This is a genomic window from Hoyosella subflava DQS3-9A1, from assembly GCF_000214175.1.
Taxonomy (GTDB): Bacteria; Actinomycetota; Actinomycetes; order Mycobacteriales; family Mycobacteriaceae; genus Hoyosella; species Hoyosella subflava.
Genome location: NC_015564.1, coordinates 4,110,770 through 4,133,858 on the forward strand (window position 1 = coordinate 4,110,770; position 23,089 = coordinate 4,133,858).

Annotated in this window: 20 protein-coding genes; 4 read left to right on the plus strand and 16 right to left on the minus strand. The window is 62.8% G+C overall.

Annotated features, from left to right (window positions below):
* Positions 1 to 19: 19 nt before the first annotated feature.
* Together AS9A_RS19335 and glmS are read right to left on the minus strand one after the other, a co-directional pair.
* Positions 20 to 1,507, minus strand: a complete 1,488-nt coding sequence (locus tag AS9A_RS19335) for an NAD(P)H-hydrate dehydratase (RefSeq protein WP_013808828.1) — start codon at positions 1,505 to 1,507, stop codon at positions 20 to 22.
* 18 nt (positions 1,508 to 1,525) lie between these two features.
* A complete protein-coding gene (gene glmS / locus AS9A_RS19340) occupies positions 1,526 to 3,388 on the minus strand; it encodes a glutamine--fructose-6-phosphate transaminase (isomerizing) (RefSeq protein ID WP_041451227.1) in 1,863 nt (620 codons plus the stop codon).
* Between the two features lie 200 nt (positions 3,389 to 3,588).
* Between glmS and AS9A_RS19345 the strand changes: the two genes are divergently transcribed.
* Positions 3,589 to 4,524, plus strand: a complete 936-nt coding sequence (locus AS9A_RS19345; RefSeq protein WP_013808830.1) for a poly(ethylene terephthalate) hydrolase family protein — start codon at positions 3,589 to 3,591, stop codon at positions 4,522 to 4,524.
* Here AS9A_RS19345 and AS9A_RS19350 read toward each other — a convergent pair.
* The 9 genes from AS9A_RS19350 to AS9A_RS19390 form a co-directional block, all read right to left on the minus strand.
* A complete protein-coding gene (locus tag AS9A_RS19350) occupies positions 4,444 to 5,376 on the minus strand; it encodes a hypothetical protein (protein ID WP_041451228.1) in 933 nt (310 codons plus the stop codon). The genes AS9A_RS19345 and AS9A_RS19350 overlap by 81 nt on opposite strands.
* Positions 5,373 to 5,675, minus strand: coding sequence for a hypothetical protein (locus AS9A_RS19355; protein WP_041451229.1), 303 nt, complete (start codon positions 5,673 to 5,675; stop codon positions 5,373 to 5,375). Before AS9A_RS19355 ends, AS9A_RS19350 begins: the two co-directional genes overlap by 4 nt.
* Positions 5,676 to 5,774: 99 nt before the next feature.
* Positions 5,775 to 7,124, minus strand: coding sequence for a phosphoglucosamine mutase (gene glmM, locus AS9A_RS19360; RefSeq protein ID WP_041451230.1), 1,350 nt, complete (start codon positions 7,122 to 7,124; stop codon positions 5,775 to 5,777).
* 147 nt (positions 7,125 to 7,271) lie between these two features.
* The gene (gene rpsI / locus AS9A_RS19365) at positions 7,272 to 7,865 is read right to left on the minus strand and encodes a 30S ribosomal protein S9 (protein WP_013808833.1); all 594 of its coding nucleotides are present in this window, start codon (positions 7,863 to 7,865) and stop codon (positions 7,272 to 7,274) included.
* Positions 7,862 to 8,305: a 50S ribosomal protein L13 gene (gene rplM, locus AS9A_RS19370; protein WP_013808834.1), complete on the minus strand. Its 444-nt coding sequence runs from the start codon at positions 8,303 to 8,305 to the stop codon at positions 7,862 to 7,864. The genes rpsI and rplM overlap by 4 nt, the downstream gene beginning before the upstream one ends.
* Positions 8,306 to 8,488: 183 nt before the next feature.
* The gene (locus AS9A_RS19375) at positions 8,489 to 8,776 is read right to left on the minus strand and encodes a WXG100 family type VII secretion target (protein WP_013808835.1); all 288 of its coding nucleotides are present in this window, start codon (positions 8,774 to 8,776) and stop codon (positions 8,489 to 8,491) included.
* Positions 8,777 to 8,817: 41 nt separating this feature from the next.
* Positions 8,818 to 9,132: a WXG100 family type VII secretion target gene (locus AS9A_RS19380; protein ID WP_013808836.1), complete on the minus strand. Its 315-nt coding sequence runs from the start codon at positions 9,130 to 9,132 to the stop codon at positions 8,818 to 8,820.
* A gap of 115 nt (positions 9,133 to 9,247) precedes the next feature.
* Positions 9,248 to 10,621 (minus strand): type VII secretion-associated protein, encoded by a 1,374-nt coding sequence (locus tag AS9A_RS19385; RefSeq protein ID WP_148262510.1) that lies wholly within the window; start codon positions 10,619 to 10,621, stop codon positions 9,248 to 9,250.
* The gene (locus tag AS9A_RS19390; RefSeq protein WP_041451231.1) at positions 10,621 to 14,667 is read right to left on the minus strand and encodes a type VII secretion protein EccC; all 4,047 of its coding nucleotides are present in this window, start codon (positions 14,665 to 14,667) and stop codon (positions 10,621 to 10,623) included. The genes AS9A_RS19385 and AS9A_RS19390 overlap by 1 nt, the downstream gene beginning before the upstream one ends.
* A gap of 260 nt (positions 14,668 to 14,927) precedes the next feature.
* Here AS9A_RS19390 and eccD point away from each other — a divergent pair, with 260 nt between their 5' ends.
* Together eccD and mycP are read left to right on the plus strand one after the other, a co-directional pair.
* On the plus strand, positions 14,928 to 16,373 hold the full coding sequence (gene eccD / locus AS9A_RS19395) for a type VII secretion integral membrane protein EccD (RefSeq protein WP_272942023.1): 1,446 nt from the start codon (positions 14,928 to 14,930) through the stop codon (positions 16,371 to 16,373).
* Positions 16,373 to 17,794: a type VII secretion-associated serine protease mycosin gene (gene mycP / locus AS9A_RS19400; RefSeq protein WP_041452251.1), complete on the plus strand. Its 1,422-nt coding sequence runs from the start codon at positions 16,373 to 16,375 to the stop codon at positions 17,792 to 17,794. The genes eccD and mycP overlap by 1 nt, the downstream gene beginning before the upstream one ends.
* A gap of 1 nt (position 17,795) precedes the next feature.
* On the opposite strand, the gene AS9A_RS19405 is transcribed toward mycP, so the two are convergent.
* The 4 genes from AS9A_RS19405 to AS9A_RS19420 form a co-directional block, all read right to left on the minus strand.
* Positions 17,796 to 18,419 carry a TetR/AcrR family transcriptional regulator gene (locus AS9A_RS19405; RefSeq protein WP_013808841.1) on the minus strand — a complete coding sequence of 208 codons (624 nt, stop codon included), beginning with the start codon at positions 18,417 to 18,419 and terminating at the stop codon, positions 17,796 to 17,798.
* A gap of 114 nt (positions 18,420 to 18,533) precedes the next feature.
* Positions 18,534 to 19,577 (minus strand): class II fructose-bisphosphate aldolase, encoded by a 1,044-nt coding sequence (gene fbaA / locus AS9A_RS19410; RefSeq protein WP_322786551.1) that lies wholly within the window; start codon positions 19,575 to 19,577, stop codon positions 18,534 to 18,536.
* 86 nt (positions 19,578 to 19,663) lie between these two features.
* Positions 19,664 to 20,764 (minus strand): glycoside hydrolase family 76 protein, encoded by a 1,101-nt coding sequence (locus AS9A_RS19415; protein ID WP_013808843.1) that lies wholly within the window; start codon positions 20,762 to 20,764, stop codon positions 19,664 to 19,666.
* A gap of 41 nt (positions 20,765 to 20,805) precedes the next feature.
* Positions 20,806 to 21,474, minus strand: a complete 669-nt coding sequence (locus tag AS9A_RS19420; RefSeq protein WP_013808844.1) for a TrmH family RNA methyltransferase — start codon at positions 21,472 to 21,474, stop codon at positions 20,806 to 20,808.
* 253 nt (positions 21,475 to 21,727) lie between these two features.
* Here AS9A_RS19420 and AS9A_RS19425 point away from each other — a divergent pair, with 253 nt between their 5' ends.
* Positions 21,728 to 22,204: an alpha-isopropylmalate synthase regulatory domain-containing protein gene (locus AS9A_RS19425; RefSeq protein WP_013808845.1), complete on the plus strand. Its 477-nt coding sequence runs from the start codon at positions 21,728 to 21,730 to the stop codon at positions 22,202 to 22,204.
* On the opposite strand, the gene AS9A_RS19430 is transcribed toward AS9A_RS19425, so the two are convergent.
* The gene (locus tag AS9A_RS19430) at positions 22,176 to 23,048 is read right to left on the minus strand and encodes a hypothetical protein (protein ID WP_013808846.1); all 873 of its coding nucleotides are present in this window, start codon (positions 23,046 to 23,048) and stop codon (positions 22,176 to 22,178) included. The genes AS9A_RS19425 and AS9A_RS19430 overlap by 29 nt on opposite strands.
* Between the last annotated feature and the right edge of the window lie 41 nt (positions 23,049 to 23,089).

A 23,089-nucleotide genomic window follows, 5' to 3' on the forward strand; every position in this document is an offset into this window, starting at 1 on the left:
GATGTTCCATGTATGGAAGTCACGGTGCAGATCCTGCCATCAGCGACCGGGATCCGGCACGCTTGGTGGCATCCGCCACACCGGGTGTCGCCGCTGATCGCAATGCGCCGATGGCTGGACGCACAGCACCCATCAGCGTTGAGGCGGAAGCGGGTGCACCCGGAAAACCCGCCGCTATGAGCGCCGCGCGTGCGTGCGCGTGTGCGCCCATCGCGGCAGCGGTCAGCGGTGGAATGCCGCTGGCCAGAAGTGCACCCACGATGCCGGACAGGACGTCGCCGGAACCGGCGGTCGCCGCCCAGGAACTTCCGGCCTCAACGATGAGGACCTCGCCGGAAGGATCAGCGATCACTGTCGCTCTGCCTTTGAGGAGAACCGTGACCCCCCAGTCCGATGCGAGTTGCTGCGTCGCAGTGAGCCTGTCGGGCTTGGGCGCCGCACCCGTTAGCCGCTCGAACTCCCCCGCATGCGGCGTCAGGAGGGTCGGCGCCTTTCTTCCGCGCACCAGGCTGGGGTTGTTCGCTGCGAGCGTTAATCCGTCGGCGTCGACAACAGTAGGGAGATCCTGTGCGAGAAGCGCCGCGAGCGCCTTCGACTCCTTCTTCCCGGTTCCGAAACCCGGACCCGCGACCCAGGCCTGTAGGCGGCCGGCGTCCTCGATCGCTGTGGTCGCGATGACCTCCGGGTACCGTGCAAGCACCTGCTCGCGCGCGGTCCCCGCATACCGGACCATTCCCGACTTCGCTGCCACCGCGCCACCCACGCACAGTACGGCAGCACCGGGATAGACGTCGGAGCCCGCCGATATGCCCACGACGCCTTGAGTGTACTTATCATCCTCCGCGGCCGGCACCGGCCACGCTCCGCCAACTTCTCTATCTGTCAGCGATTGCACCATCGACTTGGGCAGTTCAAGGCCAATGGGTACGTACCCGATTCGCCCACATTGATGTGCGGCGAGGGCATGCACACGTTTGTACCCGCCGAAAGTGACGGTGAGTGCAGCCTGAACTGCGGGGCCGTCGACACTCCCCGTGTCAGGGTCGACTCCACTTGGCAGATCGACAGACACAATTGGCGCGGTGACGGCTGCTACGTGCCGAGCCGCGTCGGGCCGCAAGGATCCTTTGCCTGAGATGCCGACGATTCCATCGAGCACGAGGTCGGCAGGCCCAAGTTCGGCAACCACACGGCCACCGGCCTGCAGCAACGCGTGGAGTCCAGCTTTGTGCGCCCGCTCCGGTTTCAGCAGCACCGCTTCGACCGCGACACCCCGTCGTCGCAGGAACGCACCCGCCCAAAGCGCGTCGCCACCGTTATCCCCGGACCCTGCTAACACCCCGACGCGACGTCCCGTCACGCCACCGGTCCGTCTTCTGAGCTCGGCTGCCACCTCGGTCGCGAGACCCCACGATGCACGGCGCATCGGCACACCCTCCGCAACACGTGCGAAGAGTTCCGCCTCTGCGGTCCGAATTTCCTCAGCGGTGAAGTACGGGACAGTCATGCCAGCTCACCAGACCGATTACTCGACGGTGACGGACTTCGCCAGATTCCGCGGCTTGTCGACGTCGTACCCTCGGGTTTGAGCCACCTGGGCCGCGAAAACTTGCAGCGGGATGGTCGACAGCAGTGGCTGGAGCAGCGTCGGTGACGCGGGGATCTCGATGAGGTGGTCCGCGAATGGGCGTACCGCCTCGTCTCCTTCCTCCGCGATGACGATGGTTTGTGCCCCGCGCGCCTGGATCTCTCGGATGTTGCTGAGCAGCTTCGAATGCAGCACCGCACGTCCCTTGGGTGACGGCATGACGATGATGACCGGCAGGCCGTCTTCGATCAGCGCGATCGGGCCGTGCTTCAACTCACCTGCAGCGAAGCCCTCAGCGTGGATGTACGCAAGTTCCTTGAGTTTCAGGGCGCCCTCCAGGGCCACGGGGTACCCCACGTGGCGGCCGAGGAAGAGGATCGTCGACTGCTGGCCAAGCTCACGGCCGAGTTCACGAACATTCTCGACGTTCGACAGCAGTTTCTCGATCAGAGCGGGCATCTCAGCCAGGTCCTTGAACTCCCGTGCGACCTCATCGGGATACTTCGTGCCACGAGCCTGGGCGAGCGCAAGACCAACAAGGTAGTTCGCCGCGACCTGTGCGAGGAAGGCCTTAGTCGAAGCCACACCGATCTCTGGCCCTGCATGGGTGTACAGCACCGCATCCGACTCGCGCGGGATCTGCGAACCATTGGTGTTGCACACCGCGAGCACACGAGCCTTCTGATCGCGCGCGTGGCGCACCGCTTCAAGCGTGTCCGCGGTCTCGCCAGACTGCGAAATCGCGACTACCAGCGTGGACCGGTCCAGCACAGGATCCCGGTAGCGGAATTCACTTGCCAGTTCTACCTCCACAGGCAAGCGAGCCCAGTGCTCAATCGCGTACTTCGCAACGAGACCAGAGTGATAGGCCGAGCCACACGCCACGACGAAGACCTTGTCGATATCGCGAAGGTCCTGGTCCGAGAGCCGCTGCTCGTCAAGGACGATGCGCCCGTTGGTGAAATGTCCACGCAACGTGTCCGCGACTGCGAGGGGCTGCTCCTCGATCTCCTTCAGCATGAAGAAATCGTGGCCGCCCTTTTCCGCGGCCTCGAGGTCCCAGTCAATATGGAACGGGTGCCCAGCTTCGGGGTTCCCGTCGAAATCCAGGATGCGGTATTCGTCCGCGGTGATCACAACGACGTTGTCCTGGCCCAGTTCGACGGCTTCACGTGTGTGCTCAATGAACGCGGCGACATCCGAGGCAACGAACATCTCACCCTCGCCGACACCGACGACCAGCGGCGTGGACCTGCGCGCAGCCACGATCGTGCCGGGGTGGTCAGCGTGGGTGAAGACGAGTGTGAAGGCTCCTTCAAGACGGCGCAGCACCTTAAGTGCACTTGCCTCGAAATCACCGGCCGTGTCGCCCTGCGCGTACGCGCGAGCAACAAGGTGCACCGCTACCTCAGTATCCGTGTCGCTGAGCAACTCCACACCGGCGTCTTCGAGTTCACCGCGCAGCGGGGCGAAGTTCTCGATGATGCCGTTGTGGACAACCGCGATACGCCGGGTTTCGTCGGTGTGCGGATGCGCGTTCCGATCCGTTGGGCGCCCATGGGTAGCCCAACGGGTATGCCCCATCCCCGCAGTACCTGCGAACTCGCCCTGCCCTGCCTCCGCCAAGGCGGATTCGAGGTTGACAAGCCTGCCGGCCCGCTTTTCTATTGCTACGCTGCCCTGCCCGTCGAGCACTGCCACGCCTGACGAGTCATAACCCCGGTATTCCATCCGGCGTAGTGCCTCGACAAGTATGCCCAGTGCTTCGCGGTGGCCGACATACCCGACAATCCCGCACATAACGCAACAGCCTACTTCCCTTTTCAAGTGATAACCGCGCGTCTCCTGAATCGGCGCTGCGCACTTGCGCACAGTGGGCGTTGACCAGCGACTTACCTCACCCAGGCCGAGTGTCGCAGCAGTGATCGCGGCCACCGACATTCAAGCGCGCCTCACACACTTGCCCCGAGACCCCAGGAATGTGAGCTAACGTCGACAACGTGGCGTCAAACCCTAAGAAGCTCGTTGCAAAGCTGTCGCGACGCGGCCCGCACCGCGTGCTGCGCGGTGATCTCGCGATGGCTGGCATGCCAGGCCTTGTTTTCACGCCGGAGAACGGCTTCAGCCTGCCCGCGATCGCGTTCGGGCATCAATGGATGACCAGTCCTGACCGTTACATCGGAACCTTCAAACACCTTGCGTCATGGGGTTTTGTTGTCGCGGCCCCATCGACCGAACGTGGCCTCGTACCATCCGCGAACCGTTTCGCCGCCGATCTCAACACCACCTTGGAGATTTGCACGAGTGTACGGCTCGGGCCTGGCGAAATCAGCGTTCATCCCTCGAAGCTCGCGCTCGCCGGACACGGCTTCGGGGCGGGCGCTGCGATTCTCGCTGCGGCTGCTCGTACCGAGAAGCAAGTCAGAACGGTTGCGTCGCTGTATCCCGCTCCGGTTAGCCCCTCCGCGGAAACGGCTGCGGCGAAACTTGACGTTCCAGCCCTCATCCTCGCAGCTGAACTAAAGTCGATTTCCTCGAACGCGCGCGCGATAGCTGCAGGCTGGAAGGGCGATGCTGTGCTTCGCCTGGTGGGAAAGTCAACGGTTGCGGGCATCCTCGAGGGTCGCAGCATGCTGAACTGGCTTGGACTTGGCAAAGGAAACCGGAAGACGCAGCGAATCACGCGAGCCCTCCTGACGGGCTACCTGCTTTCCCAGCTCGCTGACGACAAAACCTACAACGCATTCGCCGATCCCGAGGTGCCACTGAAAGGCACAGTAACAGTGGATCCTGCTGCCCCGCTGCCCGAAGACGAGTTCATCGAGCTCTTCACCCCGCCGGCCGAGGCACAGCCGCTAACCGGTCCGTTTACGGTGCAGGCCGAAGTCGCTGGCCCGATGGAGCAACGCGCCGGAGGACTCCTCCCCCGGCGCTGATGGCTCCTCCCACAGCAGATTCGTCTGTGCGCCCTGCTCCGGAGCCGCTGACACCAGATCCGGTGTCGCTTCAGCCAGAAGCTGCGGCACAGGCCCGCTAACAACCTCCACGCTCACGTTGACTGCGGTGATGGCAGTGATCGCGGCAGCCGCCCGGTGGAACTCCGCGGCGACGGTCTCCTCGCAGGAAACGCATGTCGCGACGACGTTGCGTTCGATTTCCTCCGCAAAAGGCAGTAACCGCTCACGAACCCATCGGCTGGCGCCGTCGTGCACTACGCCCAGCTCCAGAAGCGCCGACACGAGCTTGTTGTCCGAAAGGTGTTCCACAATTGCAGAGAGGTCGCGCACGGCCACCCCGTCCAGCGACATGTTGCTCATTTCGCTGAGTGAACGAAACTTGTGAGAGACGGCTTCTGCCACCCCGTCCGCCGCACGCTCAAGTAAACGCGTTGCTTCAGCTGCTCTCTCGCCTGCCTGCCGTGAGACTTTTGCGTGCTGCAGGAGCTGCGCTGCGACCGCACCGTCAAGGAGCTGAGCTGCCGCCTGCTCTTGCGTAGCGCTTTCGGTGAGAAGCTGAGCCATTCTGCTGGCCAGCGTCGCGAGCGCCGTGCAATCTGCGAGATCGATACGTTCTTCAGCGTGCATCAGCGCGGCTAGCTCGTCTGCGCGGTAGGTGGGCGCGTAGCCCTCGCCCACAGTTTGCGCGGCCCGTACCGCGACATCGCCGACGTGGGCGAGAATCCGTATCGCAGCCGCGTGAGCCCCGATCAGATTGCGGACATCAAAAGCCGCAACCCCGGAGACCGCTGCCTCAGCGAACCTACAGCCTGTAGTTTCCACCTCTGTCACAGCTCAAGTCCGTGTGATAGCCCCACTGCGCGGAGGTGCAGTGCGTTGTCCTGCTCCTGGCGGGTGAGGCTGTCCATCGCCGCTGGGAGGCTCACCGCTAATTGGCTTCGAGCCACAGCGTAGGCTTCCGTCCAGCCACGAAGCTCTGTACACGCCTGGTCAACGCTTGCCTCCCCAGACTGTAGAAGCTCCATGTGACGCGAAAGGAGTGCGGCGTCCGCCGCGGCACTTGCCGCACGCGCGAGCCGCGCCCGCACTTCGATCGCAGCGTGTAGACCTACCGTAATCCCGCTACCCACACAATCCCCCTTGCACCAGCTCATCCCCAATGGGGCATACCGTGAGTAGACGCAAGAGCGCTCCGATTGGTTCCACCGGAGCGACTAGAGGTTGGGAGATCAGACAGCCGACACGGTGCGTGCGAGACCTTCAGCGAGTTGTTGCGCTTGTTCCGCTGATGCCGCCTCGACCATCACACGCACCAGCTGTTCGGTGCCTGACGCGCGCAGCAGCACCCGGCCCGTTTCTCCCAGCTGGCGCTCCGCCTCCGCGATAGCAGCCAGCACAGCGGTATCGCCAGCCACAGCTGTCTTGTCGGACACGCTGACATTGACGAGAACCTGGGGAAGTACGGTCATCACCGCTGCCAGATCGTGAAGCGACTTCCCCGTCTCCGCCATCCTGGCCATTAGCTTGAGCGCAGTCAGTAACCCGTCGCCGGTTGTACCGAACTGCGGCAACACAATGTGGCCGGACTGTTCACCGCCGAGCGAAAACCCTCCCGCGCGGAGCTCCTCCAGCACGTAACGGTCACCTACGGCAGTTGTTCGCAGACCAATACCCGCATCCTTCATCGCGAGGTGAAGGCCCAAGTTACTCATCACGGTGGCCACAAGTGTCTTATGCGCCAATTCACCTGCATCACGCATCGCTAGGGCAAGAATCGCCATGATGGCGTCCCCATCGATCGCATTGCCACGACTATCGACCGCGAGACAGCGATCAGCGTCACCGTCGTGCGCTATACCGAGATCGGCACCATGTGCTGTCACTGCTTCCTGCAGCACACTGAGGTGCGTTGATCCGCAGCCCTCATTGATGTTGAGGCCGTCCGGTGAATTGTGGATCGGTAGGACCGAGGCGCCGGCGGCCCGATACGCGGCAGGCGCCGCCTCCGAAGCGGCACCGTGGGCGCAGTCGACGACCACGGTCAAGCCAGCCAGTGACTGCGGCACAGCTGAATTCAGGTGGTTGAGATAACGCGGCAGGGCATCCGTTGCATCAGTGATGCGACCCACCGCAGAGCCCGTCGGCCGCGGCAAGGATGAGCCAGCACGCACGACCGCCGCGATCTGATCCTCAGTGGCGTCGTCTAGCTTCTGACCGCCCGGTCCGAAGATTTTGATGCCGTTATCCGGCATCGGATTATGGGAGGCGGAGATCATGACGCCAAGCGCAGCATCATAGGCACTCGTCAGATAGGCGACAGCGGGGGTCGGGAGAACGCCAACGCGCAGGGCATTCACGCCCGCAGCGGTCAGACCAGCGCAAATCGCCGCTTCGAGCATCTCCCCGCTCGCGCGCGGATCACGGCCGACCACCGCCACCGGATGCCTGCGACCACGTGGATCGTGGGAGGCGCGGGTCAGAACCTCGGCCGCAGCACCAGCGAGGGCAACTGCGAGTTCCACAGTCAGTTCGGCATTCGCGAGTCCTCGCACACCGTCGGTACCGAACAGTCGGCTCATCCGCGCTTCCACACCTTTCTTCGCTGCCGCGGTCTCACAAGATCGCAACAGCCTCCTCAGACGAGTGAGAGCAGGCGCCGCGCGCGGCCACCTGCTCTCACACACATTATCCCCGTACTCACCGTGAAGGTCAGTATCGGTGACGAATCACCGCTTCGAGTACTGGGGTGCCTTACGGGCCTTCTTCAGACCATACTTCTTGCGCTCGGTCGCACGGGCATCCCGGGTAAGGAAGCCGGCCTTCTTCAGCGCCGGACGATCATCAGGGGTGACCTCGATCAGCGCGCGGGCGATCGCGAGGCGAAGCGCACCCGCCTGACCCGATGGGCCGCCGCCGTGCAGGCGAGCGTGAATGTCAAAAGCGACCTCACGATCCACAGTCACCAGCGGAGCCTTGATGATCTGCTGGTGCACCTTGTTCGGGAAGTACGCCTCGAGGCTACGTCCGTTCAGCTTGAAATCGCCTGAGCCAGGCAGCAGACGAACACGGACGACGGCTTCCTTCCGCCGTCCGACAGTCTGGATCGGACGGTCAAGCACGATCGGAGCCGGCGCAGCCACAGGTGCTTCTGCCGAAGCCTCCTCAGCTACGTCTTCTACGATGAGCTCGTCGGCACCTTCACCTGCGGGAGCTGCAGCCTCAGGGGCCTCAGTCGCTTCTGCGGTTTCAACACCTTCGAAGCCTTCGTCAACATTCTCAAATTCAGGCGCTGTCACGTTCTGTTCCTCTGGCGTCGTCACTGGGCCACCTGCTTGATCTCGAACTGAACGGGCTGCTGAGCTCCGTGAGGATGATCCGGGCCTGCGTAGACCTTGAGCTTCTTGCGGACCTCACGGCCAAGCTTGTTGTGCGGGATCATCCCATAAACTGCCTGCTCAACAAGGCGGTCCGGACGAGTGTCCAGCGCTTCACCGAGCGTGCGGGATTTCAGGCCGCCGGGGAACCCGGAATGGCGGTAGATCATCTTGTCTTCGCGCTTGTTGCCGCTGACGGCAACCTTCTCCGCGTTGATGATGATCACGTAGTCACCACCATCGGTATTCGGGGCGAAAGTAGGCTTGTGCTTACCGCGAAGCAATGTCGCGGCCTGCACTGCGAGCCGCCCGAGCACAACATCGGTAGCGTCAATGACGTACCAGGTGCGCGTGACGTCGCCAGCCTTAGGGCTGTACGTGGACACGGTTATTCCTCGTCTTCATGTTCTGTCTGCTGCCGGCCAGGCGATCCAGCGGGGTTGCTCCGGCGGCCGGTTGAGACCCGGAACCCTGCAAATGCTGTACGCCAACGGAAGACTTTACCGGCATTCCTGAAATCTGGTCAAACCGGCACTCTTCCGGTCGTGGCTGCTACACGATGGCCGCGTTTAGCCTGCCCACTGATTCATAGCGGCGCGCTCGGCTGCAGCCATCTGGTCGTTGCCGCTGCCGACAGCCCGGCCAATGGACTCGAGAACCTGATTGAGCCCTTGTGCAGCCTCATCCCAGCGACGCTGCTGTGCCTGGTACGCCTCGGCAGCACTGCCGGTCCAGTCCGCAACTAGTGGCGCAAGAAATGCTTTCAGGTCGGCTAGGTTCGCGTTCATCTGTGCAGTCGACACGGCGATATCGGAGCGAAGGGTTTCAATCTGACCGAAGTTGTACTTAATCGTCACGCTTTGTCCTCTCAGACATTGGTTGCATCAGGGATGGCAAATCAGAGGCGAAGTAGCCCGCCGGCAGTGTTCAGCGCGCTGGTGTGGCTTTGCTGGGTCTGGTCGTAGGAAGAGCTGTTCGACCGGATCGCGTCACTGATTGCGATCAGTGAATCATTCAGTTTTCGTGCTTCGCTGTCCCACCGAACGATCAGTGCATCGAAGGCACGGCGTGCTTCGCCCTCCCATGCGCCGTTCACTGCGGCAGCCTTCCCGCGCAATGCGCTGAGCAGAGCCTGCACATCAGCGTTGACCTGCGCGACCCGATCGGCCGCGGTCGTCATTGTCGCGGTGGTTGTCTGCATCTGCTGCGTCATTTAGATACCTCCCCATGGCTGGTGCTAATGCCGTCTGTGGCACATAAGGATCAGACGCCTCAACCACGGCACCGGTTCCGCGGATCCTCGACTTTTTCGGAAGCCACTTTCCCGGTCAGACAACCTGGAGAGATTCAAGGACCACCAGACAGGAATAGTCCACCGGCGCTGCGTCAGGTCCGCCGTCACAACCCACGGTGAGCTGACGGCCTTCAGTCATAACTACGAACCACTGCAGTGGCCGACCGCGGTCAGTCGACTCTTCGTACGCCAGGGCGACATGACGCGGCAGGAACGCGCCACCCGCAGTTTCCGCGAGATTGGGGTCAGCGTCGAGCTCGCGTCTGAGCTCAGCAACGGCCCTATCTGAATTCGCGCCGGAACGCAGCGAGGTGAGCGCGAGCATAATCCGGGGTTCGGCGTTCTCTCTAGCGCGGAGTTCTGCCCGGAAGTCTCCCGTCTCTTGCTCCCCAGCCACGTCGTTCCAGCTCACGTACCAGCTCTCCGGCAGCGTGAAGACGACGTTGCCGATCTGCACACTGGGTTCTTCCGCAAGCCGACTGTCGCGGTCATGATTCCGCTCGGGCGCATCTGCTTCCAGAACGGGCGGCCGTGCTCCCGAGACACCAGGCGATTCATCAGCATCAACGCCGCCGGCAACAGCGGCGAACACGCCAGGAACGGCTACCACCGCAACGGCCACACCAACCCAGTGGCCGTTGCGTTTGCGCCCCGCGCTGGCCGACGGGCCACAACGCTCGAGCGGCACAGCTCCATTCCCCGCAGGAAGCGGGGGGCGGGTCAGCGCCGCTGCGCCGGCCGCAACTGCGCTAACGTCCTCGGGTCCCACAACTGTCATTCCGTGCTCGTCGCCACCGGACGGTCCGTCCTTGGGAAAGACCACGAAGCAATCAGCATTCGCGTCGATAGTCCGCGCGAGTCGGCGTATCGCGTCACCGTCGTCCGAGGCACATGCGTCCGCGCCGAAGTCAATGGAAGCTATCGCTGCCTGCCGGACGAGGGTCGCACAGTAGGTCATCCAGTGCAGTTCGATCACCACTGCGTCACCGCGCGCGCTCACCCCCTCAGTAAGCGCGAGCGCGAAGGGAACGAGGATCACCTCGCCAGCTGACGACAGGAGGACTGACTCAAACATCGCAGTCTGATCCGGACTCCAGTGCGTGGGATGCACCAGGACTATTCGATCGACAGACGCCGAGACGAGACCTGCGCGCGTGAGGACCGTCGCGACGACGTTCCTCATCGTGTGCGCGGTCTGCCGCAGGACAAGATGGGTGTCCCTGAGATACGTCCACGGACGCGGTTCATAGTGATCGAGGTCCGTTTGGCCGCGCTCCCACGCTTCGGCCCCGGCGAGGAGAGTCCCGGCATCGTCGTACACGCCCACTGGGGTGCTCCGTGTTCCCGCAGCTGTGCACACCCAAATGTCGGACTCCATTACGACTGCGATGACGCTTTGTCCGTTCATCACAGCGGCGGTAAGGACGCAAGCTGGACGAGTTGTTCGCCCCCGCTGCGCGTGATCAGGGTGCCCCGCCCGGGGGGCAGCGCCGAAGGACGCACGGTACCCAGGAGCACGCCCTCGTCACGGCTTCCATTCATGACCAGGCCGACGGGCGACAGATCGCGCAGCGCCGCCATCACCGGCTCGAAAAGCGCCCGGGAGGCGCCGCCGGCGCGGCGGGCAACGATGACGTGCAGGCCCACATCTTTCGCTTGCGGCAGCAGATCGAGCAGCCCGCTCAAGGGATTGCCACCGCTAGTCGCGACGAGGTCGTAGTCATCAACGATGACAAAGACCTCCGGCCCCGACCACCACGACCGGTCGCGTAATTGCTGCTGAGTCGTTTCTGGGCCAGGCAACCGCGCACGCAGGTGCGAGCCAAGTTCGGCGACCATTGCCTGCAAGTTCGCCGCCGAGACGGCGTACCCGGCGAGATGTTCGGTATCAACCACGCCCAGCATCGTGCGCCGGAAGTCGGCGAGCAGAATCTTTGCTTGTGCCGGGGTGTTCTGCGCCATGATGCTCGCGCAGATTGACCGTAGCAGCGTCGTCTTGCCCGACTCCGCGTCGGCGAACACAACCAGGTGCGACTGTGAGCTGAAATCAATTGAGACAGTGCCCAGTTCAGCCTCATCGATACCAATTGGGACCCGTAGCCTGTCGCTCGATTCAGCCTCAGGGCCAGGCTGACCGACGATGATCTCTTCACGTGGCAACTCCGTGGGGAGCATCCGGACGGGTGGCGCGCTCATGTTGCCGCACCGTTGCGAGAGTTCCGCTACCGCTGCCTGAGCAACGCTGGCCAAGTCATCAGAGTGGTACTCCCGCGCATCAATCGCGGGCACGGCTACCACCATGTGCAGCCCCTCTCTGGTCAATCCACGGCCCGGCTGGTTCTCGGGGACGGATTTGGCAGCACGGCGATTCATCTCCGAGTCACTCGGATCACCCAGGCGGAGCTCGATGCGCGTACCTAGCTGGTCTTTGAGGCCAACACGGAAGTCCGACCAGCGTGCCGCTGTGAGCACGACATGCACACCGAACGACAGGCCCTGCGCGGCGAGCGCGGTGATCGGTTGCTCGAGCGATTCGAATTCTTGGCGTACCGTCGCCCACCCGTCGACGATCAAGAAGACGTCGCCGTACGGCCCGCCTCCGGGTATGCCAGCGCTCGCCACAGAACCATGCTCATGTGCTTGTGCCCGCAGGCGTCGATACGCTGCCATGGAACTGATTCCGTGCTCTTTAAATTCCCGCTCGCGCTGTCGCGCGATAGCGGTGATCTCAGAGATCGTCCTTCGCACCCGGTCCGGTTCAAGACGGTTGGCCACTGAACCGATATGGGGTAGTGCCGAAATCCCTCTGAGTGATCCGCCACCGAAATCGAGGCAGTAGAACTGGACTTCACGGGGCGTGTGAGTCGCCGAGAGCGCCATAATCATCGCGGCCACCGCTGTGGACTTGCCAGCCTGAGGACCGCCTACAATCGCCATGTTTCCCTGCCCCGCCGACAAATCGACGGTCAGCGGCTCCCTGCGCTGGTCGTAAGGACGATCAATGAGGCCGAGGGGTACCCGCAGGTGCGCCCGGACGCGGCTAGGTTGTCCCGCGGAGATTCGGTTTACCGGTGGTACCAACTGCCCGATCGCTGGCGACTTATCAAGCGGCGGTAACCAGACCTCGTGCGCCTGCGGCCCGCGTCCGCGCACACCAGCCAAGACAAGTTCGAGTACGGCCCGTTCCATCAGTGCAGGTTCTTGTCCGGTACTGGCTTCCATATGTGGCGTTGCTCGCGCTGGAGCACCCTCGTCGGACAACTCGACGCGCTGCGCGAGAAACGGTCTGACGCGAAGGTCGGACGAGAGCGTGCGCACACTGGCCTGACCCACGAGTGGGGGCGGGACGTACTTCCCTGAAACGTACGATGCCGAGAAACGGACCGGTTCGGCAGCGTCAATCTTCAGGTATCCCGACCCGGGCACCGGGGGCAGATGATACGCATCGGGAACTCCCAATACCGCTCTCGACTCCTGCGCCGAGAATGTCTTGAGACCCACCCGGTACGAAAGGTGGCTTTCCAGTCCGCGCAGCCGCCCCTCTTCAAGTCGCTGACTAGCGAGAAGTAAATGCATGTGCAGTGATCGACCAAGCCGGCCGATCGCCACGAACAGGTCCGCGAAATCTGGCTTCTGGCTGAGCAGTTCGGAGAACTCATCGACCACGATGAACAGCGCTGGAAGCGGTTCGAGGTGGGCGCCACCGGCTCGGGCACGCTCGTATTCGCCTACGTTCGCGAAGTTTCCCGCTGCCCGCAGCAACTGTTGACGCCGATTCATCTCCCCTTCTAGCGCATCTCGCATCCGGTCGACCATCGTGAGTTCGTCAGCGAGGTTGGTGATGATTGCCGCGACGTGAGGCGCACCTTCGAGGCCGAGAAACGTTGCTCCGCCTTTGAAGTCGACGAGAACGAGATTCAGTGATTGCGGCGAATGCGTCGCAATCAGGCCGAGGACAAGCGTCCGCAAAAACTCCGACTTACCGGAGCCTGTCGCGCCGACGCACAAACCGTGCGGCCCCATGCCTCCCTCCGCTGATTCTTTGAGATCGATTTCGACGGTGGTGCCGTCCAGTCTGAAACCGACTGGGACTCGTAGCCGGTCCCGTCCTGTGCGCGGGCGCCACATTGTCTCCGCGTTGAAGCACGCGACGTCACCTGCGCCGATCATGGTTGGCCAATCGGGGAATAACACGCCGTCGCTGTCCGTACCGAGTGGCGCACTGCCGGGCGACGCTAGCCGGTACTTGGCGATTGTCATCGCGAAGGCCGTTGCCGCGGTGGCACTGATCCCATCTGCCCCGGCGAACATTTCCGTACCCGATGGGCCATCGGCACCAATCTGGCCCCCGCGCAACACCAGGACGATGCCCTTGCGTGCGGAAAAATCGGTGCACGAGCCTCCGATATCGATCAATGTGACGCCATCGATTCCGTCGCCGGTCAATAGGCTCTCGTCGCCGTCCACGGTGCCCCCGTCGATGATGAGCACTACGTGCGGGTTCCCTGCCGAGACGGGGGCGTTGCGCATGAAACGCGGTCGATCCGCGATGAACGGCGCAATTAGTTCACCTGCAGCGTGCAATGTGTCGACGACTAGTCGCAATTGGCCTGCACTGTCGTTTTCAGTCGGATGCTGGGCGTGCGGCAGCCACTTCACCCACTCCCACCGTGGTGATTGGTCCGTGCCCGCGACAATTACCACGAGCAGATCATCCGGACCGTGGAAGGTGGCAAGCTGGCACAGTGCGGCCCTTACGAGGGCAGCAGAGTCTTCATGACCAGGCTCCTCGGAGAGGAGGGTGATCGACGCGAACCCCCGAAGCGCGAGGGCGACGGGTAAGTCAGGAACAACGGACTGCGTGCGCACGAACCGGCGGAGCGCGACGACCGAAATAGGCTCGAGGTCATCAGTGGGCCCGGTCTCTGGAGGTACTAGCCTCATCGCGAGCCGCTGGGCACCCTTTCCGATGCGCACGGAGAGGTATTCAGCGTCGTCGGGCCGTCTTTCCCACATCCGCTGAGTTCCCGTGACGGTCCACAGAGTGGCGGGGTCGGGATGGTGCCACTCGAGCGAAACTCGCTGCTCCGCGGCCGCGCACGCCACTTCCCTCCGCGTGTCACTGAGATACCGGAGGTAGTCTTTGCGCTGCTCGTTCAGTTCAGCGGTGCGAGCACCGCCACCGCGTCCACCAGAAGTCGCGAGCATACCGAGCATCGAGACCGCCATCATGAGCGGGAACATCAGCATCATCGGATTGGCCGCCATCCCCGAGGTGAAGAGCAGCGCAACCATGCCGAGCATCGCCAGCACCATCACGAGCGGTAACAGCTTCTGCAGGAGATTGCCCGGCACCGCGCGTGGCAGTTCAGGCGGCGTCTGCAGGCCGAGCTCGCCGCCGGGCATGCGCGGTTGATCTGCACGCACACCACGAAACACCTGAACTGTGCTCATCAGCACGCCCCCCTGAATTCACGCCTCACACCGTGAGACCGGGCAGCCCCCCAGCTGCCCGACTGTCAGAGCCCGAAACTACCGGGCGCCTCTGACAGATTTCAGCACCAACAAGCCGTCCGTCGAAGGAGGAACCCGGATTTTTGAATACAGGTCGATCACCGCATACTGGACATGCTCGGTACTGATGATGGGGGAATCTCAGTTCGGGCGCAAATGATGGCTAGTACAGCGGCCATGTGAATATTGGGGGGAATTCGGTGGTTCAGCTCTTATCCGAATCACTACAGGCAGCGAGTGGCCCAACACTGTGCCATGTCTGCGTAGTGACCGGCCATACCCAGGTCGACCTGGCCCTACCCGACAGCGTCCCGCTTCTGCTGATTCTGCCGCGACTCAGCGAGATCGTTCATTGCCGGGCATCGGGGCCCGACACCCCATCAACAACTGCCAGCGCAGCTCAGTGGACTCTGTCGCGCCTTGGAGAAGGTCCGCTCGATCTCGATCTTTCCCTCGCTCGCCTGGGTGTCCGCAGCGGCGAGGTGCTTGTGCTCAGTCCCGTCGGCGAAGCGCCACCCGCACCGCTGTTCGACGACGTCATCGAAGCCGTCGCGGAACACTCCGCGCCGAAGGATGCCACCTGGACGGTGGGGCGCGGACGGAAACTCAGCTACAGCGCGATGCTCGGTGCTGCGCTCGCAGCCAGCCTGGTCCTTGCGACCTCGGAACCGCTGGCTCATCTGCAGCTCGCACTTGCTGGTGTGTTCCTCAGCCCAGTGCTCTTCGCGCTCGCCGTCGCAGCCCAGCGTCATTGCGGCGCGACCGCATCCGGTGTCCTTCTGCTGTCGGCCATTCCGGTCGCTGCCGCCTCCGTAGCGCACCTCATCCCGGGCAACATGGGAGCGCCTCATCTCATCGCGGGTGGTGCGGTAGGCGCGACCATGGCACTTCTGGGCTTGCGCACGTTTCCCCTAGCAGCCGCTCTACTCCTCCCTGCCTTCGGAACCGCAGTGACTGTGGGTTTCGCTGCCATGCTGAATCTTGTCGCGGGGCTGGGCCCAGCGACGATCGCCGCCACCCTGATCGCGGCCACTCCGTTCGCCGTCGCGGCTGCCCCTCGCCTCGCTATGTTGGGCGCCCGCCTGCCAATTCCGCCTGTTCCGGCACCCGGCACTGCCCTGGACGTGGCTGATGCGATTCACGAAGACGGAAGCAACGACACTCCACACGTCACGTTGTGCCAGAAGGCACAAGCCGCAGAGCGCTTCGTGACCGGTGTCATCGCCACTGTCACTGCAGTTGGCGCTGCCTCTGCCATTGTGATCGCTTCACTGGCGGTGATGTCAGGGGAACTGCCCCTTCCCCTGGCGATACTTACCGCGATAGTGGCGGCGGCGCTCTCGTTGCGCGGCAGGAGCATCGCCGCCACGGTTCCCGCTCTCCTGGTCACTGGAACCGGGGCTTTCATGGCGGTGAGCGTCCTGATCGCGGCTACACTGAGCGCCCAAGTTCCTCCAGACCTATTGTTTCTGGCCGCGATCCTAGTGCTCGTGCTGGCGTTCGTTTTCGGGACGCTCGCGCCTGGCCGGTCCTACACTCCGCTGCAATACCGCCTTGCGGAGCTCACTGAGTACGGGCTGCTCGCGGCCATCGTTCCGGTCGCATGCTGGGCGCTGGGGGTTTACTCCGCAATCCGGGGTCTGTGATGCGCGCTCGATCTACCACGATCGCGGCAGTGCTGGTGAGCGGAGTGGTCGCGGGACTCCTTACGCTGCATGGTGTGTCCGCAGCGGCACCACCTGTAGTGGATGATGCGTACTTGCCGAGGCCTGGCCCGGCGGCGCCGCTGGAGCTGACGAGCCAGCGAGAGGCCTGTTCTCGCGGATTAGCTGAACCTCCGGGCGCTGCGCTTCGCGCGCCTGACGCGCAGCACTCGCTTGGTTTCACTAGCGTGTGGCCCTTGACTCGGGGAGACGGGCAAGTAGTCGCCGTGATCGACACCGGGGTGACGCCGCACCCGAGACTCGGTGAGGTTATACCTGGCGGCGACTATGTGAGCTTCGGTGACGGCACTGACGACTGTGACGCCCATGGCACGTTCGTTGCCGGTTTGATCGCCGCGCGACCTGACTCGTCTGATGATTTCGCCGGTGTCGCACCGAGGGCTCAGATCGTTGCTATCAGGCAGTCCAGTCTCAAGTTCGCTCGGGCAGCGAGCACACCCGGCGAGTACCAGTCGGAGAATTCTTACGGCAACGTGCGCACACTTGCGATGGCAGTTCGCCGCGCCGCTGACCTTGGCGCTACGGTGATCAATGTTTCTGAGGTTGGCTGCTCTCCGGCTGGTGAAAGTCTCGACGACCGCGAACTCGGTGCCGCGCTCAGATACGCAGTCGATGTCAAAGATGCTGTTGTCGTTGCGGCAGCCGGGAATGTGAACGCTTCCAGCTCGTGTCGCGACCAGAATCCCGGCCCCGACCCGAGGAATGCCAGCAGAACTCCAGATTGGCTCGGAATCGCAACGGTTGCGACGCCAGCCTGGTACGACGATTACGTTCTCACTGTGGGTTCGGTTGATTCAGACGGCCAGCCGTCGGCTTTCACGCTTGGCGGACCTTGGGTCGACGTCGCGGCGCCGGGCACGGGGATTGTGTCACTTGATGCGCAGCCAGGAGGAACAGGCTTGGTGAACGCTACATCCCACGGTGAAGCGGTGACCCCGATTGCGGGTACCAGTTACGCCGCGCCTTACGCCTCGGGAACGGTGGCGCTTGTTCGCGCACGATTCCCGCATCTCAGCGCGCGCCAGACAATGGACCGCATCATTGCGACCGCACATCCACCAGCGCACGGCTGGGACCCTTATGTCGGATTCGGTGTCATAGATCCAGTTGCGGCGGTGACCGCGGATCTCGACCCAGAGGGGCGGCGCGGATCGCAGGGCTACGCTGTGGCACTCGCGAAGAGGGCAGGTCCACCCGAACGCGCCGGTACTGCCATCGCGGCGCCAGGTCAACAAGTCGAGCCGGATCCGCTGCCCAGGGCAATCGCAGCGTTCACTGTATTCGCCTGCCTGGCGGGTGGAACAATTATCCTGTTGCTCACTTCTCGCCGCCGGACGAACTGATCTACGCCTCTGTGGCCAGAACCCCGGCAATGTACCCGAGTAGCTCGAGTTGCCGCTGATCGGCGTCGGCATCCGGGACGACCTGCCTCCCGATTGATTCGCCTGTGAAGTAACCGATGACGAATTCGAGGAGCGCACGGCGAATCATGTCAGGAAACACCTGAGTCTCCGGAATCGACTCGACGAGCTCTTCCATCGCATCCAAGTACTGGACTGAAAGCTCAGCCATGCGCGCACGCAACTCCGCGTCAGTCCGGGCGTGGAACATCAGCTCATGCCACACCATGTTCGTTCGCGACCGGGTAATCCGCCGGACGGTCGAAAGGATGGCTGTGAAGTCACGCACCCCACGGCCGTCCTTGTCACCGAGTTCGCTTCGGAACTCCGCGATCTGGCGATCCGCCACAACTTCAGCGACATGGGCAAACAAGTCGAGCCTGGTGGCGAAATGCCGAAAGAGCGCACCCTGCGAAAGTCCCGCCCGGTCGACAACTTGCTGCACCGACGCGCGCGCGTACCCCACCTCAGCGAGCACCTCGATCGCAGCATCGACAAGCGCCGCTATCGTGGTGCCTCGCCGCTCTTGCTGGGTCCGGCGCCGTCCCGTCCCTTCCCCCGCGGTCACGAGATCCGATCATATGCCTCGGAGCGGCAGACCCATAGAAGCCCCGCGCGACACCCCTAAAAGGCAGTGTCCCCGCCAGAACGATCCTGGCGGGCACACTTGCGCTAACACCGATTAACGCGCGGTGATGGAGCGTCCCGCGGACTTTAGATCGTTGCATGACTCAACTACGCGAGCCGCCATGCCACCCTCCGCAGCCTTAAGGTAGCTGCGCGGATCGTAGAACTTCTTATTTCCAACCTCGCCGTCGATCTTCAGCACACCGTCGTAGTTGGAAAAGAAGTGGTGCGCGATCGGACGAGAAAATGCGTACTGGGTGTCGGTGTCAACGTTCATCTTGACCACACCGTAGTTCAGTGAATCCTCGATCTCCGACTTGAGAGAACCGGACCCACCGTGGAACACCAGGTCGAAGGGCTTGGCGTCGGCCGCGAGTCCGAGCTTGCGAGCGGCGACCGTCTGCCCTTCTTTCAGCACCTCTGGCCGGAGCTTCACATTGCCTGGTTTGTACACGCCGTGCACGTTGCCGAATGTCGCCGCGAGCAGGTAGCGGCCTTTCTCCCCGGCGCCGAGCGCGTCGACAGTCTTTTCGAAGTCCTCAGCGGTTGTGTAGAGCTTGTCATTAATCGCGTTCTCGACGCCGTCTTCCTCGCCGCCGACGACACCGATTTCCACCTCGAGGATGATCTTCGCGGCCTTCGACAGTTCGAGGAGTTCCTGGGCAATCTCGAGGTTCTCGTCGATCGGAATCGCGGATCCGTCCCACATATGTGACTGGAAGAGCGGGTTCTTCCCGGCGCTCACGCGCTCCTGTGAAATCTGAAGCAGCGGCCGAACGAAGCCGTCAAGCTTGTCCTTGGGGCAGTGATCGGTGTGCAGTGCAATCGTCACGTCGTACTTGTCGGCGATGACGTGGGCAAACTCGGCGAGCGCGACGGAACCCGTAACCATATTCTTGATCGCCTGGCCGGATCCGAACTCAGCTCCCCCGGTGGAGAATTGGATGATCCCATCGCTCCCCGCCTCCGCGAATCCACGGATAGCAGCATTGATGGTTTCCGACGACGTGCAGTTGATGGCGGGGAACGCGAACGAGTATTCTTTCGCGCGGTCCAGCATCTCGGCGTACGCCTCCGGCGTTGCGATTGGCATTGGGATGGCCCTCCAGATCGACGATTAGCGGTCAGTTACGAAGTATCGCTGGTTCCCAGTATGGCACCTGCTGCTGTCGCCCAAACAGGTCCTCACGACACGGACGCGGCCGCTTCCATCAGCATCCACCCGGACAACTGGACGGACAGGTCCCGCTCCGGAACCGCCGATGCTCGCACCGCACCGTCCTTCATCTTCGATGGGGCGCTGCGAGCATCCGGAAAGGTCGGCGGCGCGGCCCAGTTCGCTCCAAATAGTGGGCCCCCTGGGGCATCGAGATGATTGCGCCATGCCGCCTCGGCCGATCGAAGGACGATCCCGCGGGCCATGCGACGCGTCTGATGATCGTGTTCGTGGTGCGCCGGCAGCGACGTCGCAACGAAAGCCAGGTACCGCGCGAGAATTCCCTGGAAAAGTCCGCCGTCACCGCCTCCCGCAGTGCGGATAACTCCGCGTGGCGCTAGTTCCGTGGAGACGGCGGCGACGAGGGTGCGGACACGCTCGGAGTGGCGCGGCGCGGCGGTACGGATGGCCAGTTCAGTCCCGGCACCGAGGACGACGCCTTGACAGTAGGTGTAGATCGCTCTTTCCACAGTGCCGTCGCCGCGAACCCCGTCGTAGATAAGCCCGCGCTCGATGTCGACCAGATTGGCGTAAATCCAGTCTGCAATCTCTTCGGCACGGTCCACGTTTCCGGTGCGCGCAAGCAGAATCGCCGCCGGGCCATTCGCCGGTGTATTGAAGAAGTCGTCTTTCCGCCGCCATGGGAGTCCGCCACCCTTCTCGGGACTCCAGCTTTCCGTAAGCTCGCGGGTGAGCGTTTCGATCGCCTTGTCCTTGCGGGAGACCCCAGCTAAACGGCTACTTCGTTCCAGCGCGAGCCCAAGCCACGCCATATCGTCGTAGTAGCTGTTGGTCCAACGGCCAGCATTCCGCACCCTGTGGCCGCGAATGAGTGCACGAATGCGTCTGCGACGGTCGGGATTAGGCGAACGGACTGCCGCGTCGACCATGCAGTCCAGCAAATGGGCCTGCCACCAATAATGCCACCGCAGAAAACCCTTGTCCCGCAGAAGTGATGGCCAAGCGATGACGCCTAGTGCGGTCGCTGGAAGCATCCAGAGGGGGCGGACGTGCCGGGTGAGAATAGCTTGCTCAGCTGCGTCCGCCCGGTGACCCCAATCCTGCTTCATTCTCTCATCGTGCCCCTAAAGCCGACTCCTCGTTCAGCGAACTACCAGGCTCGTGAAAGATCAGCATGTTGCTGAACCCACGCATGCATCGCGATCCCGGCGGCAACTCCAGCGTTGACGCTGCGTGTAGAGCCGAACTGCGCAATGGATACCGTCATGGTGGCCACATCACGTGCACGCTCGCTGATCCCAGGGCCTTCCTGCCCGAAGAGCAACATGCATGCCCTCGGCAATGTCGCTGTTTCGAGGCGCACCGACCCGGGGGTGTTGTCTACTGCAACTACCGTGAGCCCTTCGCTTCGCGCGTAGCCGAGCAACTCGTCCACACTCGCGTGATGGTGTATGTGCTGGTAGCGATCGGTAACCATGGCACCGCGCCGGTTCCATCGCCGCCTGCCCACGATGTGCACTGCAGCAGCGGCGAACGCATTCGCCGTCCGGACCACCGTTCCGATATTGGCGTCATGCGCGAAGTTCTCGATGGCCACATGGAGTGGGTGGCGGCGGGCATCGATGTCCGCCATGATCGCGTCGCGTGTCCAATAGCGATATTGGTCAACTACATTCCGGCGGTCACCGTTCTCGAGGAGTTCTGGGTCGAAACGCGGATCGGGAGGCGGCGCGGTGCCGAACTCATCCGCCCAGGGTCCCACGCCGACCGATTGACCCCACTCCGTTGGGCCTGCTGCTTCCTGCGTCCCCACGTCCACCCTGACTGATTTCTCCGAATTTTCTCAGCTTTCCCCAACTGGGGCTGCTCCATGCAGTTTTGGGGCCTGTTCGGCCGCTGTTAGCCCTCACTTCACCAATTTCCAGTTGTAACGTCCACGTTAACGAGGGTAGATTGCGTAGTTATGAAGCGGGTGCGCGTAGTAAATCGCCGCAGCGGGGCCTGATCGGACTGGCCCCTCGCTGCGGGGTTTCGCGATGCCAGTCCCTCTTCACTGCTCCAAAGGAAACCCCATGAACATTCTTCATCATTCGCCGACTTTTCACCGCTCCCATGCGCGCCGCGATCCTTTCGAGGCACGGTTCGGAGCACCACTGCCGCTGGGGTTGAGGGACGAGGCGGCGGGCATGTCCTGGGACATGTTTGACCAAATCTACTCACCACGCCGCGGCCACTACCGACTGGAACACTGGCGGCTGCACCATCTCGGCTCAGGCAAGGCCGTTTTCGAAGCGTCGGTCCGGGTTGACGAGGTGCCCCATACGTCGACGGCTGTGGCATCTGGACCGATCGCGGCACTCACCGGAATGCTGTACGAGCTCGGATGCAATATCGAGATAGTTGGACTGCACCAGCGCAAGATCGGTAACCGTACTGCTACGTTTCTGCACGCGGAGCGTGACGAGCGGCGAGCGTGGAGCATGGCGATCAACGAGGACCCCGTCGAATCGTCGCTTCTGGCTATCGTGGCTGCGGCAAATCGTCTGTGACTGCCTGAACGCCGCTTCCGTCCGACGGTTCGGAAGCGGCCTTCTCGGGTGGCACCAAGCCCGCACGAATATCCGCCACCGCAGCGAGAAGGAGCGCAAGGAGCGCGCCAGCAGCGAGCATCTCGAAGCTCTCTTCAACGACGTTGTCGATGATGAAGTACGAGTTTGCTCCAGGGTCGATGCCTGGCATCGCCGGCAGGCGCCAATCGAAGAACACCGAGTTGATCCAGTTGCCGAAATGCGCGTACCAGCCCTCGATGTGCGAAGTCTGCGCACCCAACTGTGAAACTGCGTACAAACCATACAGCGCGATCAGATAAACACGTGACCTGGGTGCTCGCCAGACGTGCTTGGCGTAGCGAACTAGCGCATAGAGCGGGAAGAACGCGAGAAACGCCATAACTGGCAGAGTGCCGATCACGTGGTAGTGCATGCCGAGAATCTCGTACCCCAGCCAGCGTCCCAGCGCCTCAGCAAGAATCAGTCGCACGTCGCCAGCCTCTTCAATGAGGATGAAGGCAAAACCGATCGACATAACGAAGAAGAAGGACGCAAAACCTGCGTGCGGCGCCTCACGCAAGCGGCCCGCAACGTATCCAGCACCGACCACGAAAAGCGCGATACAAACCCACTGGGCGACTTCGACGACGCCGTCGTTGAACAGCTCCCACCACATCGGCAACAGGTTTTCGCCGCGGCTGCCCCAGCCCCAGATATCGACGGCGTACACCGTGAACCACGCGCCAACCACAACGAGGACGGCTCCGATGAAGATTAGGTGCGCTGGTACACGGAGCAGCCCCGGCCAGCGGTCTGCGCGCCGCGCCTCATCGGATTTCACCATAACCGGGCATGCTACCTGAGGCGTAACCTGCCGTTTGACAC